The following is a 17,146-nucleotide window of genomic DNA, read 5'->3' on the forward strand; positions in this document are numbered from 1 at the left end:
TCGCCGCCTGAGTAGCAGCGCCCACCCGGCATGGTCACTCCGAGCCCTTCCCGAGGCCACGGGTGCCGTGGAGCGCTGGTGTGCCGCCGCCGGCTCGGCGCAGGAGCGGGCGGACCTCACGGCCGATCATCTCGACGAGGGCGACCAGCTCAGTCACGTCGGTCACGTCGCTGGTCGGTTGGAGGACCACGGTGGTCGCGCCGGCGTCGGCCGAGCGCCGGACCGCGGCGGCGATCTCCTCGGGGCCTCCCGCGGCGGTGCGCGTCGGGTCGGCGGCCACGCCCCACAGGGCCAGGTCGGCATCGGCGCGGGCCTGCGCGTCGGGCCCGGCGGCCGCGACGACCGAGTAGACCACCTCGACGTCAGGGTCGCCCGAGCCTGCCCGGACGCGGTCGGCCGCAGCAGCCAGCTCGGTCTCGCTGAGACCCGCGGCGAGCAGCACCCCGTCGCCGAGCCGGGCACCCAGGTCGAGGGTGCGTGGCCCGGAACCGCCGGCCATGAGCACCGCGCCCGGCTCTGGTGGCCAGTCGAGCTGCACCCGGTCGAGGTGCACGTAGCGACCGTCGACGGTCAGCTCCTCGCCGTCGAGGAGTCGTCGCAACGCGGTGAGGTACTCCTCCAGGAGGGTCATCGGCGAGGCCGCGCGGCCGCCGACCTGGCCCATCCAGTCCTGGACCCCGTGACCCACGCCCGGCACGAACCGGCCGGGGAAGAGCCGGTGCAGGGTGGCGACCTCCATCGCGGTCAGGGCGACGTTGCGCAGGGGCGCCGGCATCAGCCCGAGGCCGACCCGCACCCGCTGCGTCGAGGCGAGGGCGGCCGTCGCGCTCGCGATGCCGCTCTCCTTGAAGCAGTCCTCCCACACCCAGAGGTCGTCGAGGTGCTCGTCGGCGGCCCGCGCCAACGGGAGGAGCGCTTCGGGGGGCAGGCTGGGGACGAACGCGACGCCGAGTCGGGGTGCCATCACGTCATCGTGACACCGCCCGCTGACACCCCGGAGTCCGTGCGGGTCCGGACCCCTGGCCTCGTGGTTGGCTTGGTCCATGACTTCCCAGGAGGGCAGGGTCCGCCAGCTGCGGCTGGTGGTGCACGCGGAGGACTACGAGGAGGCGCTGCGGTTCTACCGCGACGTCATCGGTATGCCGGTCCAGGAGGCCTATGCGGGTGACGGTGGGGCCCAGGTGTCGATCCTGGACGCCGGACGCGCGACGCTGGAGCTCTCCAACACCGCCCAGGTCGAGATGATCGACGCGGTCGAGGTCGGTCGACGGGTCGCCCCCCACTTCCGGGTCGCCCTCGAGGTCGACGACGCCCAGGCCGCCACGACCACGGCCGTCGCAGCCGGAGCCGAGCTCATCGCGCCGCCCACGGAGACCCCGTGGCGCTCGCTCAACTCGCGGCTGGAGGGTCCGGCCGGGGTCCAGCTGACCCTCTTCCAGGAGCTCGATGGCTGACGCGACGAGCACCCCTGAGGAGGTCGGGGTGGGGCCGTGGCCGGGGGAGTGGCCGGACGGCGAGCAGTGGGACCCCGAGCTGCTCCGGGACGGCGACCGCCGCAACGTGGTCGACACCTACCGCTACTGGCGGCACGACGCGATCGTGGCCGACCTCGACACGCACCGTCACGACTTCCACGTCGCGGTCGAGAACTGGGGTCACGACTTCAACATCGGCTCGGTCATCAGGACAGCGAACGCCTTCAACGCCAAGGCTTTCCACATCGTCGGCAAGCGGCGCTGGAACCGTCGCGGGGCGATGGTCACCGACCGCTACCAGCACGAGCACCACCACCCGACCGTCGAGGACCTCGTGGTCTGGGCCGCTGGGGCGGGGACCGCGGAGGTGGGGACCGCTGGGGCGGGGGCCACGACGGACGCCCGGCCACGCGGCATACCCCTGATCGGGATCGACAACCTGCCCGGCTCCCTGCCGCTCGAGACCTACGACCTGCCCCGGGAGTGCGTCCTCGTCTTCGGGCAGGAGGGTCCCGGGCTCTCCGCGCCCATGCGCGAGGCCTGCGAGGTGGTGCTGCACATCGAGCAGTTCGGGTCGACCAGGTCGATCAACGCGGGCGCCGCTGCGGCAATTGCCATGCATGCCTGGGTGCGACGCAACATCTTCGGGCAGGCTGTCGAATAGCACCCCGCTCGCTCGTCATCAGGGTGGAAGCACCGGAACCACCGGACGAACCCATCGATGAGAGGAACAAGCCATGACCCAGTACCTCGTCCTCCTGCCCAGCTCGGAGTCCCGCTACGCGGCGGCCACCGAGGAGGAGCGGCAGGAGCTCAACCAGGCCCACGGCGACTTCGCCGGGCTGCTCGCCCAGCGCGGGCACAAGCTGCTCGGCGGGGCCCAGCTCACGCCGTCCACGCAGACCCGCGTCGCCCGCGGTGACGGGATCGACCAGGTCACCCTCACCGAGGGCCCCTATGCCGAGAGCGCCGAGCAGGTCGGCGGCTACTACCTCGTCGAGACCGACGACCTCGACGACCTCGGCCAGGTGTGCGGCCGGCTGATGTCCACGCCGTTCCACCCGGCCATCGAGATCCGCCCCACCATGGGGATGTGATCCACCATGACCGAGTACGTCGTGCTGATCGTCGCTGATGCCGACCGCTGGCTCGGTGACGGCGTCGAGGTGCCTCGCGTCGTGAAGCCCGAGGACCGCGAGACGTGAGGTACGTCGTCCTGATCGCCTACGAGCCGGGCCACTGGGACGGCGCCGACGAGGCGGTGCGCCAGGAGTACTTCGACGCGCACCACGCCTTCGAGGAGTACGTCCAGCAGCACGGCCGGCGGCTCTCCAGCGGGGCGCTGAGCGATGCCGACCTGGCGACGACGATCAGGCGCGACGGCTCGTCCGACGTCGTCACGGACGGCCCGTTCGTGGAGCTCACGGAGCAGATCGGCGGCTACTACGACGTCGAGCTGCCCGACCTCGATGCCGCGATCGCGGCGGCGAAGCTGCTCCCCCGGGCGTACACCCTCGAGATCCGTTCCGTGGTCGGCGTGGAGGGCTACGAGAGCCTGTGAGTCGGTGACCACCGGGCAGGGCGGGCCACCGTCGGCATCCTCGGAACCATCCGCCGAGGTGCTGGCCACGGTCGTGCGCGAGGAGTGGGGACGACTGACCTCGCTGCTCCTCGCGCGGTTCCGGCGGCTCGACCTCGTGGAGGACGCCCTCGGCGACGCCGTCGAGACGGCGGCCCGCCGGTGGGCCCGTGACGGCACCCCGGACAACCCCGTCGCCTGGCTGCACACGGCGGCCCGGCGGCGGGTCCTGGACCGCCTGAGGGCCGAGTCGATGGCCCAGCGCAAGGTGCCCCTGCTCGTCGTGGAGGCCGAACGGAAGGAGGGGTCGCCCGTGCTCGCCGACCCCGGGGACCTGGTGGAGGACGACCTCCTGCGCCTGGTGCTGATGTGCACCCACCCGGCCCTCGACCCTGCGGCCGCCAGCGCCCTGGCCCTGCGGCTCGTGCTCGGCGTCAGCACTGCCGACATCGCCCGGCTCTTCCTCGTGCCTGAGCCCACCATGGCCGCGCGCGTCACCCGGGCCAAGCGCAAGATCGTCACCGCCGGCATCCCCTTCGCGGTGCCGTCCTCCGACGTGCTGCCCGACCGTCTCGACGCGTTGGCCCAGACCGCCTACCTCGCCTTCACGGCCGGCTACGCCCCCGGATCGGGCCCCGACGCCCTGCGCACCGGCCTTGCGGGAGAGGCGATCCGGCTCGTCCGTGTCGTCCTCGGGCTGCGACCCGAGGAGCCGGTACTGGTCGCCCTGCTCGCCCTGATGCTCCTGCAGCACTCGCGCCGCGACGCCCGCGTCGACGGCGACGGCGCGATCGTCCTGCTCCCCGACCAGGACCGGTCCCGCTGGCACCGCGACGAGATCGCCGAAGGGGTGGCCCTCGCGTCCTCGCCTGCCCTCACCGGACCGCTTACCGTCCAGGCCGCCGGGTATGCCGTGCAGGCCAGGATCGCGGTGGAGCACGCGACCGCGCCGACCGCCGAGGCGACCCGGTGGGACCGCATCGTGGCGCGGTACGACGACCTCGTGGCGCTGTCGCCCACCCCGAGTGCCCGGCTGGCCCGGGCGGTGGCTGTCGCAGAGGCCCACGGCCCGCGCGAGGGCCTGGCCGCGCTGGCGGGTCTGGACGACGACCTCGCCCACAGCCACCGGCTGCCGTCCGTCCGGGCCGAGCTGCTCGCTCGTGCCGGCGACGTCGAAGCCGCCGACGCGGCATACGCCCTCGCCATCGACCGCTGTGGCAACGACGCCGAGCGCGCGCTGCTCCGGGCACGCAGGGCCGCCCTCCACTTCCCCCCGACTTGAGCACCCCTGGGGGCGCCCAGGTTGCGGGACGACCAGCCTGAGACACGGGTGTCCCGGTCCGCGCCGGTCGTGAAAGGATCGGCGGCGACGCCAGGCCCACGCTTCGAGCCCAGACGCACCAGTCGAAGGAGACTTTCCATGCCCATCGCCACCCCCGAGGTGTACGCCGACATGCTGGACCGCGCCAAGGCCGGTTCGTTCGCCTACCCGGCGATCAACATCTCGTCGTCGCAGACCCTCAACGCCGCGATCCGTGGCTTCGCCGAGGCGGGCAGCGACGGCATCGTGCAGGTCTCCACCGGCGGCGCTGAGTACCTCTCGGGCCCGACGGTCAAGGACATGGTCACCGGGTCGATCGCGCTGGCCGCCTACGCCCACGAGGTCGCCAAGAAGTACGACGTCAACATCGCCCTGCACACCGACCACTGCCCGAAGGACAAGCTCGACGGCTTCGTCCGCCCCCTGCTGGCCGCGAGCGCCGAGCGGGTCGCTGCCGGCGGCACGCCCTGGTTCCAGTCGCACATGTGGGACGGCTCCGCGGTGCCGCTCGACGAGAACCTCGAGATCGCCCGCGAGCTGCTGGACCTGGCCAAGGCCGCCCACGTCATCCTCGAGATCGAGGTCGGCGTCGTCGGTGGGGAGGAGGACGGCGTCGAGGGCAAGATCGACGACAAGCTCTACTCCACGCCCGAGGACGCGGTGGCCACGATCAAGGCGCTCGGCGCCGGCGAGAACGGCCGCTACCTGACTGCCCTCACCTTCGGCAACGTCCACGGGGTCTACAAGCCGGGCAACGTCAAGCTCCGCCCCGAGATCCTCAAGACCGCCCAGGAGGCGGCCGCCAACCAGTTGGGGCTCGGCGCCGACGCCCGTCCGTTCGACCTCGTCTTCCACGGCGGCTCCGGATCCACCGCCGAGGAGATCGCCGCCGCGGTCGACTTCGGCGTCGTGAAGATGAACGTCGACACCGACACCCAGTACGCCTTCACGCGTCCGGTCGCCGGCTACATGCTCGCCAACTACGACGGCGTCCTGAAGGTCGACGGTGAGGTCGGCAACAAGAAGCAGTACGACCCGCGTGCCTGGGGCAAGGAGGCCGAGGCCGGCATGGCGGCCCGCGTCGTCGAGGCCTGCCAGAACCTGCGCTCGGCCGGCACCCACGCATGACGGACAACCTCCTCGGCATCCCCGAGACCCGGCTCCCCGTCGACCCCGCTGCCGCGAAGCTCGAGGACGGTGTCGCCGCCGACCAGGTCGCCGCGGCCTACCCGACGTCGTCGCTGGCGTGGGCGACCCTGGCCGAGGACGCGCTCGCCGACGGACGCACCGTCGAGGGCTACGCCTACGCGCGCACCGGCTACCACCGCGCGCTCGACTCGCTCCGCAAGAACGGCTGGCGCGGCCAGGGCCCGGTGCCGTGGGAGCACGAGCCGAACCGCGGCTTCCTGCGCGCGCTCGCCGCGCTGTCCCGCGCCGCCGGCGCGATCGGTGAGACCGAGGAGGAGCTGCGGTGCGCGCAGTTCCTGCGCGACTCCTCGATGACCGGCGCGCGCGAGCTCGGCCTCTAGGACGACAGTGACGCCGGGGGACCGGACCCTGGTGGATCCAGTCCCCCCGCGTCGCCCCCTGCCGTGGACCGAGGTCCACGTGGCTACCCGTCAATGTCGTCCCCTACCGCCTGACGAGCGGCGTCCCGCCATTCTGCAGGACCATGGCGCCGTAGGGGTGGCACTATGCTGTCAAAGGACAGATGATGCCGCGACGGGTGGGGGAAGCCTGTGACCAGCGGAAACGACCGCGCCCACGAGGTCGAGCGGCTGCTCACCGATCCCTTCGACCGGCTCATGGGCATCCTCGAGCGCGGCGAGGCGCAGCTCGACGAGAGGCGGGCCGAGCTCGCCGAGGTGCGCTACGCGCTCTACGAGCTGACCGCCCAGCGCGGGCTGGCCCGACCAGCCCAGGCGGGTCACGTGCTCGAACCACTGCGGGCCGAGATGGCCGCCCCCATGCTGCGCTACCTGATCGAGCACACGACCGACCTCAGCCGGGTCTGCACCATGGTGATCGACGCGGGTGCCGGCATCGAGCAGGAGAACTACCGGCTCAACCAGGACCTGTTGGCCGAGGGGCGCTTCCGGCAACGCACGATCTACCCGATGGACATCATGGACACCGAGCCGGGCCGGACGTGGGTGCATGCGTTCGCGGCGGCCGGCGAGGAGCAGCGGCTCTCGCTGTCACCGCCGAGCGAGTTCGCGATCTTCGACGAGCACTCGCTGGTCGCCGTGAGTGAGTGGGGCAACCCGGAGTCCAGCTACGTCATGGTGCGCGACCCCATGCTCATCGCGGCCTTCATCCAGCTGTTCGACCGGGCCTTCGACCGCGCCCTGCCGGTGGCGCCCGGCGACGAGCACGACGACGACCAGCGGCTGCTCAAGCTCCTGGGCCTCGGCCTCAAGGACGAGTCGATCGCCCGCTACCTCGGCTGCAGCCTGCGCACGGTGCGGCGCCGGGTGGCCGGGCTGATGGCCGCGCACGGCGTGCAGACCCGCTTCCAGCTCGGCCTGGCGGCGTCCACGGGTGGTCTCGACTCCCCGGCGGGGGACCGCGACCGGTAGCCTTTCCCGGTACGGGCCCCGTGCGAACACCGCGGGGCCTGCTGCATGACCAGTTCGACGGACGCGCGGACACCGACACAGACACGGAGAGGTGCGGGTATGCCGGCAATCGTGCTCGTGGGCGCCCAGTGGGGCGACGAGGGCAAGGGCAAGGCCACCGACCTGATGGGCAGCGACGTCGACTACGTCGTGAAGTTCAACGGCGGCAACAACGCCGGCCACACCATCGTCATCGAGAAGGACGGCAAGCGCGAGAAGTACGCGCTGCACCTGCTCCCGTCGGGCATCCTCACGCCGACCTGCACCCCGATCATCGGCAACGGCGTCGTGGTCGACCTGGCCGTGCTCTTCGAGGAGCTCGACGGCCTCGAGGCCCGCGGTGTCGACACGTCGCGCCTGCTGGTCAGCGCGAACGCCCACATCATCGCGCCCTACAACCGGGTGCTCGACAAGGTGACCGAGCGGTTCCTGGGCTCGCGCAAGATCGGCACGACCGGTCGCGGGATCGGTCCGACCTACGCCGACAAGATGGCGCGCAACGGCATCCGCGTACAGGACCTCTTCGACGAGAAGATCCTGCGCCAGAAGGTCGAGGCGGCGCTGGCCTACAAGAACCAGATCCTCGCCAAGATCTACAACCGGCGTGCCGTCGAGGTCGACGAGGTGATGGACGAGCTGCTCGGGTATGCCGAGCGGTTGCGTCCCATGGTCGCCGACACCTCCCTGGTGCTCGAGCAGGCCCTCAACGAGGGCAAGACGGTGCTCCTCGAGGCCGGTCAGGCGACCCTGCTCGACGTCGACCACGGCACCTACCCGTTCGTCACGTCGTCCAGCGCCACCGCTGGGGGAGCCTGCACCGGGTCCGGCATCCCGCCGACCCGCGTCTCCACGGTCATCGCGATCCTCAAGGCCTACTCGACCCGCGTCGGTGAGGGCCCGTTCCCGACCGAGCTGAACGACGCCAACGGCGAGTTCCTGCGCAAGACCGGGGCCGAGTTCGGCACCACGACCGGCCGCCCGCGCCGCTGCGGCTGGGTCGACACCGTGGTCGGTCGCTACGCGACCCGCATCAACGGCGTCACCGACTTCGTCGTGACCAAGCTCGACGTGCTCACCGGGCTGGACACCATCCCGATCTGCGTCGCCTACGACGTCGACGGGGTGCGGCACGACGAGATGCCGGTCAACCAGACCGACTTCCACCACGCCAAGCCGATCTACGAGGACCTGCCCGGCTGGTGGGAGGACATCTCGACCTGCCGCACCTTCGAGGAGCTCCCCGCCAACGCGCAGGCCTATGTGCTGCGCCTCGAGGAGCTCATCGGCGCCCGCGTGTCGGCGATCGGGGTCGGACCGGGACGCGACGAGATCATCAGCCGGCACTCGCTGCTCGGCGCCTGAACGGGTGGGCCGGGCGAGGCCCGCGCCCGGCTCCTCGGTGCGCGTGCGGTTCACGAAGTGGGGCGGCAAGCGGCACCACGGCGCCGAGCTCGTCTACCTCGGTGCCGACGAGCACGGCGACTGGCTCGGTGACCCGGTCGGCAACCAGTGGGCCGGCGGGCCGAAGTCGTTCGTGAGCGTCACCGACAACGTCCTCCTCGTCCCGCCCGACCGGGGCATGACGGCGATGTTCTACACCGAGCACCCCGAGCAGGCCTTCGAGCTCTACGTCGACATCACCACCCCACCGGTCTGGGACGGTGACCTCGTGACCGCGGTCGACCTCGACCTCGACGTGATCCGCCGGTTCGACGGCAGCTGGTACGTCGACGACGAGGACGAGTTCGCGGAGCACCAGGTCGCCTACGGCTACCCGCCCGAGCTGGTGGCCGCTGCCGAGGCCGAGTGTGCCCGAGTCAGCCACGAGATCCGTTCGGGTGCAACGCTTCTGGCGAGCGACACGGCCGACCCGTGGCGGGCAGTGTTCAGGACCATCCAGTCCTGACGGCGCCAGCTCGCCTTGTGCATGGGCTGGCGACGGGGTGGGGATCAGGCCGGGCGCAGGACGGTCATGCGGTGGGCAGCCCGGGTGAGTGCGACGTAGAGGACCCGCACCCCGCCGGGTGACTCCGCGGCGATCTCATCGGGGTCGACGATGACCGTGGCGTCGTACTCGAGGCCCTTCGTGGACATCGGGTCGATGACTCCGACCCGGTCGCTGAGCGAGCCCAGCTCGGCCAGCTCCGCGGCATACCTCGCCGGGGTGATGACGGCGATCGAACCCTCCACCTCGTCGAGGAGTGACTCGACGGCCGCCGTGGCGGCGGCGAACCAGCCGCCCGGGGCGACGGTGACGTCGACCGGGTCGACGCCGGTCTCCCGGACCGCCCGGGGGATGTCGGCGTCGGGCACGTGGGCCCGCACGACCTTGGCCGCGTAGTCGAAGATCTCCCGCGCGTTGCGGTAGTTGGTGTCCATGTGGAAGAGCCGGCGCTCCTGGGTGCCGAACGCCTCCTCCCGGGCCCGGCCTGCCTCGACGGCATCGGGCCACGACGCCTGGGCTGCGTCGCCGACCACGGTCCACGACGAGTAGCGACCCCGGCGGCCGAGCATGCGCCACTGCATCGGCGACAGGTCCTGGGCCTCGTCGACGAGGACGTGGGCGTACTCGCCGGGGCCCTCGATGCGACCCTGCAGCAGCAGCTCACGGGGGTCGGTGGGGGCGGTACGCGACGACTTCGTGCCGACCGCTCGGGAGTCGACCCCGGCCCGCACCTCGGCGACGCCGAACTGCGAGACGTCCTCGAACTCCTCGATCTCGTAGAACCCGCGCTCCTCGGCGGGTCCGTCCTGCACCGGACCGAGCCGCGCGGCGAGGTCGTCGATGAGGGCGGCGTCGGCGGCCGACCAGCTGCCGAGCTCGAGGGCGTGCTGCATCGAGGCGGCGAACACGTCGCACTCCTGTGGCGACAGCACACCGTGGCCGTGCTGGCGGGCCCGCTCGGGGTCCGCGAGCCAGAGCAGCACCTCGCGCGGGTCGACCTGCGGCCACCAGGCGGCGAGGAAGGCGTCGACCTCGAGGTGGTCCTCGAAGCGGTCCATGAACTCGGCCCGGTCGCCGTCGCGCACGCTGGCCCAGGCCGCTTCGGCCAGGGCGCTCTGGACGGCCTTGGCCGACAGGTTGCGCTGGTGGTTGCGCAGCACCTGGGCCCGGATGCGGTCGAGGACCGGGGCGTCGACCCGGACCGCCTTGCCGTTGACGAAGGCCCGGAACGACTGGGGGGCGTCCGGGGGTGCGTCGGCCGCAGCGCGGGCGAGCAGGCGGCGGATCCCCAGCGAGCCCTTGATGGCGGCGGCTTCCGGGGTGTCCAGCCGCGTGGCGGTGACGCCGTCGACGACGTCGCCGAGCGAGCGCAGGACGACCGACTCCTCGCCGAGCGAGGGGAGCACCCGCTCGATGTATGCCGTGTAGGCGGAGGAGGGGCCGACGACGAGGATGCCGCCGGACTCGAACCGGCGCCGGTCGGAGTAGAGCAGGTAGGCCGCGCGGTGGAGGGCGACGACGGTCTTGCCGGTGCCCGGTCCGCCGGTGATCTCGGTGATGCCACGGGCCGAGGCGCGGATGGCCTCGTCCTGGTGGCGCTGGATCGTCGCGACGATGTCGCGCATCTGGGCGCCGCGGCTGCGGGTCAGCGCGGCCAGGAGCGCGCCGTCGCCGACCACGACGAGGTCGTCGGGTGCCTCGGGGACCATGAGGTCGTCCTCGACCCCCACGACGTCGGGGCCCTTGCAGCGCAGCACCCGGCGGCGCAGCACGTCCATGGGCTCGACCGGGGTGGCGCGGTAGAAGGCGGCGGCGGCGGGAGCGCGCCAGTCGACCACCAGGGGCTCGTAGTCGTCGTCGCGCACCCCGAGCCGGCCGATGTAGCGCGTCTCGCGGTCGGCGGCCTTGCCCTCGTCGGACAGGGCGTGGTCGAGGTCGAGCCGGCCGAACACGAGGCCTTCGTACTGGGTGTCGAGGGTCGAGCGTCGACGGGCGGCGTTGAAGACGAGGGCATCGCGCTCGAACAGCCCAGTCAGCTCCTCGTCGCGCACGTCGCCGGTGCGGTCGGTGCGACCACGCGCGAGGCCGTCGGCCTCGATGAGACCGGCTCGCGCCTGGGCCTTGGTGAGCTCGGCGTAGACGAGATCCACGTGGGCCTGCTCGATGGCGATCTCACGGGCGACCTCGGCGCTGGACGCCCTGGAGCTCGATGACTGCGTGCTCGAGTGGTCCGATCCCGTCACGGTGCATTGCTTTCTGGCTGGTCGTTGATGGCGCCCACTGCCGGCGCCGTCTGTCGGCGCTGTCGTGCCGCCTGTCCCCACACGGAGAACGCACGAGTCTAGCGAGCAGGACGGGCCTTGCCGCGCACTAGACCATTCCGCGGCGCGCGGCCTGCACGCCAGCCTGGAAGCGGGTGCCCGCGCCGAGCTGGTCCATCAGCGCCCTGACCCGCCGTTCGACGGTGCGCTGGGACACGCCGGCCTGCCGGGCGATCGTCGCGTCGGGGGCCCCCGCGGCGAGCAGCGACAGGATCAGCTGGTCTCGGCGCTCGGTGACCCCGCCGATCGAGAGCGGTGACCCGAGGTCCCAGAGGTGGTCGGAGAGGGCGATGAGGGCGAGCACCATCGACCGGGCCCGGATCACCGCCGAGCCGAAACCCGAGGAGTCGAAGGCGCTGACGTCGACGATGGCGACCACCTCGTCGACGATCACCGCCGAGAACGGCACCGCCGACGTGAACCGGAAGCGCTCGCCGCCCCGTTCGCGCGCCTCGAGGATCTCGAGGGCGCCGTCGATCTCGAGGACGTCGGTGTCGTAGACGGTGGTGTAGTCGAGCACGTTGCCGCCCACCCCGCGGCTGGGTTCCTCGTGGCTGTGCAGCGGGCTGGCGAAGAGGGCCCGGGTGCGCGGTGAGAGCGAACGGAAGGTGCGGATCTGCGACGTGCCGGCAGCGACCGCCTCCGCCGTGACCGCCGCGATCTCGTCGAGGGAGTTGAGGATCCGCACCGTCCCGACGTCGGGGGTCCGGGAGGCCGACCTCGCCTGGAAGTAGACCTGCGCGAGCTCATGGGCGGCTGATCGGGTCTCGCGAGCCCGTCGCTCGTAGTCGAGGGCCAGGGCGGGCAACGAGATGTCCGGGGGGATGACCTCGATGGCTCCACCGGGGCGGAGTCGGATCAGGCCCCGGCTGCCGAGGACGTCGAGGGAGTGGTCGACCAAGGGGGCCTTCATCCCCTGCGCGATGAGCAGGGACCTCGTGGGCTCCTGGTGCTGGAGGACCGCGAGGAAGACGCGCGTGACGGTGCCCTCCACCTCGTCGACGTCGACGTCGAGGTCCAGACCGGCGCCCACCCCCGTTGCGGCCTTGGAGCCGCGGCCACCGCCGAAGCCGGGGCTGAGCCCGTTGGTGAGGACCGCGTCGGTGACCCCCGCGACCGCCGCGTGCGTGGCCTCGTCCGTCCGACTGTCGTCCGACATGCCCACATGCTTGCCCTCTGGCGAGATTCCGTCAATGGCGCAAGTCCGACACGTGCGGGCTTTACCTACGGGCCAACGATGGTCCACTCTTGATCCAGTCGACCACGTCGACCCACGTGCATGGTTGCAGGTTCCCCCGCCAGGCGACCGCACGTCGGCTGCGCGGCGTCCCCGGGAGATGTCCCCCCTGCCTCCCCGGGGCGCCGCGCACTCATGTCCGGCGCCGCTCGCCCCGCGTCCCGGTCGGCCCGTCCCGCGTCCCGGTCGGGCCACCCCGGGTCGAACTCTCTACGCTGGACCCGTGAAGGTTCTCGTGATCGGTTCCGGTGCCCGCGAGCACGCCATCGTCAAGGCCCTCGGCACAGACCCGGAGGTCGATGCGGTCATCGTGGCCCCGGGCAACCCGGGGATGGACGCGATCGCGCTCTGCGAGGCGCTTCCCGGTGGGGTCCTCGATGGTGAGGGGATCGTGGAGCTGGCCCGGCGGCATACCGTCGACCTGGTCGTGATCGGCCCCGAGGCGCCCCTCGTCGCGGGGATCGCCGACGTCGTGCGCGACGCCGGCCTGCTGGCCTTCGGGCCGTCGGCCGAGGCCGCCCAGCTCGAGGGCAGCAAGTCCTTCGCCAAGGACGTGATGGCAGCGGCCGACGTACCGACCGCGATGGCCCGCGTCTGCACCACCCTCGAGGAGGTCGCCGACGCGCTCGACGCACTGGGTGCGCCCCACGTGGTGAAGGACGACGGGCTCGCTGCGGGCAAGGGTGTCGTCGTGACGAACGACCGCGCGGAGGCGCTCGCCCACGCGGAGGCGTGCCTGGCCAAGGACGGGGGAGTGGTCGTCGTCGAGGAGTTCCTCGACGGACCCGAGGTCTCGCTGTTCTGCCTGTGCGACGGCAGCACGGTCGTCCCCCTCGCCCCGGCCCAGGACTTCAAGCGGGTCTTCGACGAGGACAAGGGCCCCAACACCGGCGGCATGGGCGCCTACAGCCCGCTGGACTGGGCCCCCGGGTCGCTGGTGGACGAGCTCGTCACCCGGGTCGCGCAGCCCACGGTCGACGAGATGGCGCGACGCGGCACGCCGTTCGCCGGGGTGCTCTACATCGGGGTGGCCGTCACGTCGCGTGGCCCGCGGGTCATCGAGTTCAACGCCCGCTTCGGCGACCCCGAGACCCAGGTCGTGCTGGCCCGCCTGCAGACCCCGCTCGGCAGCCTGCTCAAGGCGGCGGCGAGCGGCGACCTCGACGGCGTGGGTGCGCTGCACTGGTCCGACCAGCACGCCGTGACGGTGGTGGTGGCCTCGCACAACTACCCCGGCACGCCGCGCACCGGTGACCCCATAGCCGGGATCGAGGAGGCCTCTGAGGTGCCGACGACCTACGTGCTCCACGCGGGCACCGGGCGCGGCGACGACGGAACGCTCGTGTCTGCAGGAGGCCGCGTCCTGTCGGTCGTGGCGCTCGGCGAGAGCCTCGCCCAGGCGAGGGAACGCGTCTACGAGGCCGTCGACCACATCGAGCTCGAAGGTTCGCACCACCGCACCGACATCGCGCTCGCGGCCGAGCGCGAGGAGCTGCACGTCGGCTGACGCCTCACCCCCGCCACCCGGTGATCCGGACTTCTGGCCACCGGTATGGCACGCGGGCCTGTTTTGGTGGGCCCGGTGCGCCATGGCTGGCCAGAAGTGGAGGTCAGGCGGCGCGGCGAGCTGCGGCCAGCCCCACCGCACCGACGGCCGCGCAGGCGGTCATCGTGGTGGCGAACAACCAGCCCGGCAGGTCGGGAGCCTGCCACGCGATGAGGGCGCCGGCCGCGGCCAGCCCGATCGCCTGGGCGACGGACGCCGTGAGGCTCGAGGCGGCCGTGATCCGACCCTGGTCGCGCACCGGGGCGAAGAGCAGCAGCTGGGTCGAGAGGGTGGGAGACACGATCCCCATCCCGAGCCCGGCGACGCCCCAGAGCGCCAGCCCGATGACGACCGGCAGGGCGTCGAGGCTCGTGAGTGCGGGCCCGAGGACGCCGACCGTGATGAGGCTGAAGCCCACGGCCAGGCGCCGAACCGCGGGCACCCGTCGCTGCACGACGTCGAGACCGTGCAGCTGAGAGCCGGCCGCCCAGGACAGACCGGTCACGGTGAGGCTCGCCCCCGCGGCGGCGGGCCCCAGCCCGTGGATGGTGGTCAGCATGAGGGGCAGGAGGCTCCCGGCGGTGCCGAACGCTGCGGCGACGAGTCCGCGCAGTGCCACCAGCGCCGGTATGCCGCGGGCGAACCGCAGCGTCCCGGCCGGCAGGACGGTGCGGACGGCCGGCACGGTGCAGGCGGTGCCGACCAGCACGAGGGCGAGGCCGAGTGCCTCAACGGGGCCGGAGCGGCCCAGCAGCGAGCCGCCCGCGGTCAGTGCCGCGAGGCCTGCCGCAGCCAGGGCAGCGGCCCGGACGGCGCGGTGTTCCCGAGGGGTCCAGGCGGTCCCGGCCTCGCTGGTCGGTTGGGTCGTGACGCCCTCGCCGCCCTCGGCATCCTCCGCGCGCTCGACGCCCTCGGCGCGCATGGCCGGGCGCAGGAGGACCCACGCGAACGGCAGCAGGGCGACGCCCACGCCGAAGACGGTCCGCCACGAGAGCACCTCGGTGAGCAGCCCCGCGATCGGCGGACCGACCAACGACGGGAGCACCCACGCCGCGGCGAAGGCGGCGAACACCTTGGCCCGCAGCTCCTCGGGCATGGTGCGGGCGAGCAGCACGGTGAGCGAGACGTCCATCAGCGCCTCGGCGATCCCCGACCCGAACCGACCCACCGCGAAGACGGCCATCCCCGGCGCCAGGGCCATGGCGACCTGTGACGCGGTGAAGACCAGCATCCCGGCCTGGAGCGGGCGTACCGGCCCGCGGTGGTCGGCCCACGCGCCGGCGACCACCGTGGCGACGACGAACGACACCAGGGGTGCTGCGCTCGCTGCCCCGAACAGCCACAGCCCGTCGAGGTCGCGGGCGACGGTGGGCAGCACCGTCATGGTGGCGCGGTTCTCGAACGCCCCGAGGGTCACCAGCGCCACGGCTCCCACGGCGAACGGCAGGTGGGCGCGGTCCAGCAGTGAGGCGGGTCGGGCCGGGGTGTCTGTGTGGGTGGCGTCAGGAGTGGCGGTGGGCATGGGCAGATTCTGGAAGTTGAAGTCGACTTCAAGTCAAGCCGAGAGGGGGCACCTGTTGCTCGGAGGTGGGCACGTGGCGCCGAAATCCGGCCCTCGTACCCACCAGGCGGCAACAGGTGGACGACGGCTGGGAGGATGTCGGCCATGACGTCCTCCCAGCCCGGCGCGCCCGTCGACCTCCCCGGCTACGCCCACGTCTACTCGGGCAAGGTCCGCGACCTCTACGCCCCCCTCGACGCCTCCGGCGCGCCCCGCGACGACCAGCTGCTGCTCGTCGCCAGCGACCGGCTCTCGGCCTTCGACTTCATCCTCGAGACCCCGATCCCCGACAAGGGCGCGGTCCTGACCCAGCTGTCGCTCTGGTGGTTCGAGCAGCTGGAGGACCTCGTCCCCAACCACGTCGTCTCGACCGACGTGCCCGCCGAGGTGGCGGGCCGTGCGGTGCTGGTGCGACGGCTCGAGATGCTGCCGGTCGAGTGCGTGGCCCGCGCCTACCTCACCGGCGGCGGTCTCCGCGAGTACCAGGCCGACGGCCACGTCAGCGGGGTGCAGCTGCCCGACGGCCTGGTCGACGGCTCACGGCTCCCCGAGCCGATCTTCACGCCGTCGACGAAGGCGCCCGTGGGCGAGCACGACCAGCCGATGCCGTATGCCGATGTCGTGGCTGCCGTGGGCGCGCGCGCCGCCCAGCGCGCCAGCGACCTGACCACCCGGATCCTCGCCCGTGGCAACGAGATCGCGGCCGACCGCGGCATCCTCATCGCCGACACCAAGGTGGAGTTCGGGATCGAGGGCGACGAGCTGGTGCTGGCCGACGAGGTCCTCACCCCCGACTCGTCGAGGTTCTGGCCGGCCGACCAGTGGGAGCCCGGCCACACCCAGCCGTCCTTCGACAAGGAGTTCGTGCGCGAGTGGTTGATCTCGCCCGCGAGCGGGTGGGACAAGTCCTCCGGCGAGGCCCCGCCGCCCCTGCCCGGCGACGTCCTCGAGCGCACCCGCGCCAAGTACGTCGAGGCCTACGAGCGGCTGACGGGACGGACGTTCTCGGCCTGATCAGCGGCGAGTCAGCATCGCCACGGGGATGGTTCGCCCAGCCTTGCGGGCGTACTTCGCCACCCCTGGGAGCGTGGCCAGGATGACGTCGTTCCACGCCTCGTCCCGCTCGCCGTCGTGCAGCTCGCGCGCCGAGGCCGGCAGGCACTCGGTGCGGACCTGCAGCTCGGTCTCGCCCGCCGCCCGCAGGTTCCGGAACCAGTCGGGGTCACGCGGGCTGCCCGACCCGGTGCCCCACACCAGGTAGCCGCCCGGCCGCCGGATCGCCCGGACGCAGGTCGAGTGCGGGGTGCCGCTGCGCCGCCCGACGGTGGTCAGCATGACGACGGGTGCGGCCTCCGTGCCGCCCATGGCGCGACCGTTCAGGCGGCGGTACATCCATGCGCCGATGCGGGTCGATCGTTGCGCCATCGACATGACTCGAGTGTCCCGCTCGGCGGGGCCGCGGGAAAGGGCGTCGAGCCACCGGGTGGTCGACCCGGGACGGTGACCGGTCCGAGGGGGTTTCGCTCGAGTTCAGCCTCGTCCG

Annotated in this window: 17 protein-coding genes; 12 read left to right on the forward strand and 5 right to left on the reverse strand. The window is 72.3% G+C overall.

Annotation, left to right across the window (positions count from 1 at the left end; translation table 11 throughout):
* Positions 1-34 precede the first annotated feature (34 nt).
* A complete protein-coding gene (locus ASG91_RS07340) occupies positions 35-964 on the reverse strand; it encodes an LLM class flavin-dependent oxidoreductase (protein ID WP_082593985.1) in 930 nt (309 codons plus the stop codon).
* Between the two features lie 79 nt (positions 965-1,043).
* Here ASG91_RS07340 and ASG91_RS07345 point away from each other — a divergent pair, with 79 nt between their 5' ends.
* From ASG91_RS07345 to ASG91_RS07390, 10 genes are all read left to right on the forward strand, one after another.
* A complete protein-coding gene (locus ASG91_RS07345; RefSeq protein WP_056921989.1) occupies positions 1,044-1,454 on the forward strand; it encodes a VOC family protein in 411 nt (136 codons plus the stop codon).
* Positions 1,447-2,139 (forward strand): TrmH family RNA methyltransferase, encoded by a 693-nt coding sequence (locus tag ASG91_RS07350; RefSeq protein ID WP_056921990.1) that lies wholly within the window; start codon positions 1,447-1,449, stop codon positions 2,137-2,139. The genes ASG91_RS07345 and ASG91_RS07350 overlap by 8 nt, the downstream gene beginning before the upstream one ends.
* 73 nt (positions 2,140-2,212) lie before the next feature.
* Positions 2,213-2,572: a YciI family protein gene (locus ASG91_RS07355; RefSeq protein WP_056921991.1), complete on the forward strand. Its 360-nt coding sequence runs from the start codon at positions 2,213-2,215 to the stop codon at positions 2,570-2,572.
* Between the two features lie 104 nt (positions 2,573-2,676).
* Entirely contained in the window at positions 2,677-3,036 is a 360-nt protein-coding gene (locus ASG91_RS07360) for a YciI family protein (protein WP_056921992.1), read from the forward strand.
* A gap of 4 nt (positions 3,037-3,040) precedes the next feature.
* Positions 3,041-4,336 (forward strand): RNA polymerase sigma factor, encoded by a 1,296-nt coding sequence (locus tag ASG91_RS07365; RefSeq protein WP_235545466.1) that lies wholly within the window; start codon positions 3,041-3,043, stop codon positions 4,334-4,336.
* 138 nt (positions 4,337-4,474) lie between these two features.
* Complete coding sequence (fbaA, locus tag ASG91_RS07370; protein ID WP_056921993.1) at positions 4,475-5,503, forward strand: class II fructose-bisphosphate aldolase; 1,029 nt, start codon at positions 4,475-4,477, stop codon at positions 5,501-5,503.
* Positions 5,500-5,904 carry a DUF3151 domain-containing protein gene (locus ASG91_RS07375; protein WP_056921994.1) on the forward strand — a complete coding sequence of 135 codons (405 nt, stop codon included), beginning with the start codon at positions 5,500-5,502 and terminating at the stop codon, positions 5,902-5,904. The genes fbaA and ASG91_RS07375 overlap by 4 nt, the downstream gene beginning before the upstream one ends.
* 210 nt (positions 5,905-6,114) lie before the next feature.
* Positions 6,115-6,954 carry a hypothetical protein gene (locus ASG91_RS07380; RefSeq protein WP_056921995.1) on the forward strand — a complete coding sequence of 280 codons (840 nt, stop codon included), beginning with the start codon at positions 6,115-6,117 and terminating at the stop codon, positions 6,952-6,954.
* A 99-nt stretch (positions 6,955-7,053) separates the two neighbouring features.
* On the forward strand, positions 7,054-8,355 hold the full coding sequence (locus tag ASG91_RS07385) for an adenylosuccinate synthase (RefSeq protein ID WP_056921996.1): 1,302 nt from the start codon (positions 7,054-7,056) through the stop codon (positions 8,353-8,355).
* Positions 8,356-8,359: 4 nt separating this feature from the next.
* Positions 8,360-8,899: a DUF402 domain-containing protein gene (locus ASG91_RS07390; RefSeq protein ID WP_235545467.1), complete on the forward strand. Its 540-nt coding sequence runs from the start codon at positions 8,360-8,362 to the stop codon at positions 8,897-8,899.
* Between the two features lie 44 nt (positions 8,900-8,943).
* On the opposite strand, the gene ASG91_RS07395 is transcribed toward ASG91_RS07390, so the two are convergent.
* Positions 8,944-11,181, reverse strand: a complete 2,238-nt coding sequence (locus ASG91_RS07395; protein ID WP_056921998.1) for an ATP-binding domain-containing protein — start codon at positions 11,179-11,181, stop codon at positions 8,944-8,946.
* Between the two features lie 127 nt (positions 11,182-11,308).
* Positions 11,309-12,418, reverse strand: a complete 1,110-nt coding sequence (locus ASG91_RS07400) for a helix-turn-helix transcriptional regulator (protein WP_056921999.1) — start codon at positions 12,416-12,418, stop codon at positions 11,309-11,311.
* Positions 12,419-12,719: 301 nt separating this feature from the next.
* Here ASG91_RS07400 and purD point away from each other — a divergent pair, with 301 nt between their 5' ends.
* Positions 12,720-14,003 carry a phosphoribosylamine--glycine ligase gene (gene purD, locus ASG91_RS07405; RefSeq protein WP_056922000.1) on the forward strand — a complete coding sequence of 428 codons (1,284 nt, stop codon included), beginning with the start codon at positions 12,720-12,722 and terminating at the stop codon, positions 14,001-14,003.
* Positions 14,004-14,106: 103 nt separating this feature from the next.
* On the opposite strand, the gene ASG91_RS07410 is transcribed toward purD, so the two are convergent.
* Complete coding sequence (locus ASG91_RS07410; RefSeq protein WP_056922001.1) at positions 14,107-15,564, reverse strand: MFS transporter; 1,458 nt, start codon at positions 15,562-15,564, stop codon at positions 14,107-14,109.
* A 144-nt stretch (positions 15,565-15,708) separates the two neighbouring features.
* On the opposite strand from ASG91_RS07410, the gene ASG91_RS07415 reads away from it, so the two are divergent.
* Positions 15,709-16,617, forward strand: coding sequence for a phosphoribosylaminoimidazolesuccinocarboxamide synthase (locus ASG91_RS07415; RefSeq protein WP_056922002.1), 909 nt, complete (start codon positions 15,709-15,711; stop codon positions 16,615-16,617).
* Here ASG91_RS07415 and ASG91_RS07420 read toward each other — a convergent pair whose 3' ends face one another.
* Positions 16,618-17,034, reverse strand: coding sequence for a nitroreductase/quinone reductase family protein (locus tag ASG91_RS07420; protein WP_082593988.1), 417 nt, complete (start codon positions 17,032-17,034; stop codon positions 16,618-16,620).
* Positions 17,035-17,146: the final 112 nt, after the last annotated feature.

The sequence above is a fragment of the Phycicoccus sp. Soil802 genome (genome assembly GCF_001429605.1).
GTDB lineage: Bacteria > Actinomycetota > Actinomycetes > Actinomycetales > Dermatophilaceae > Pedococcus.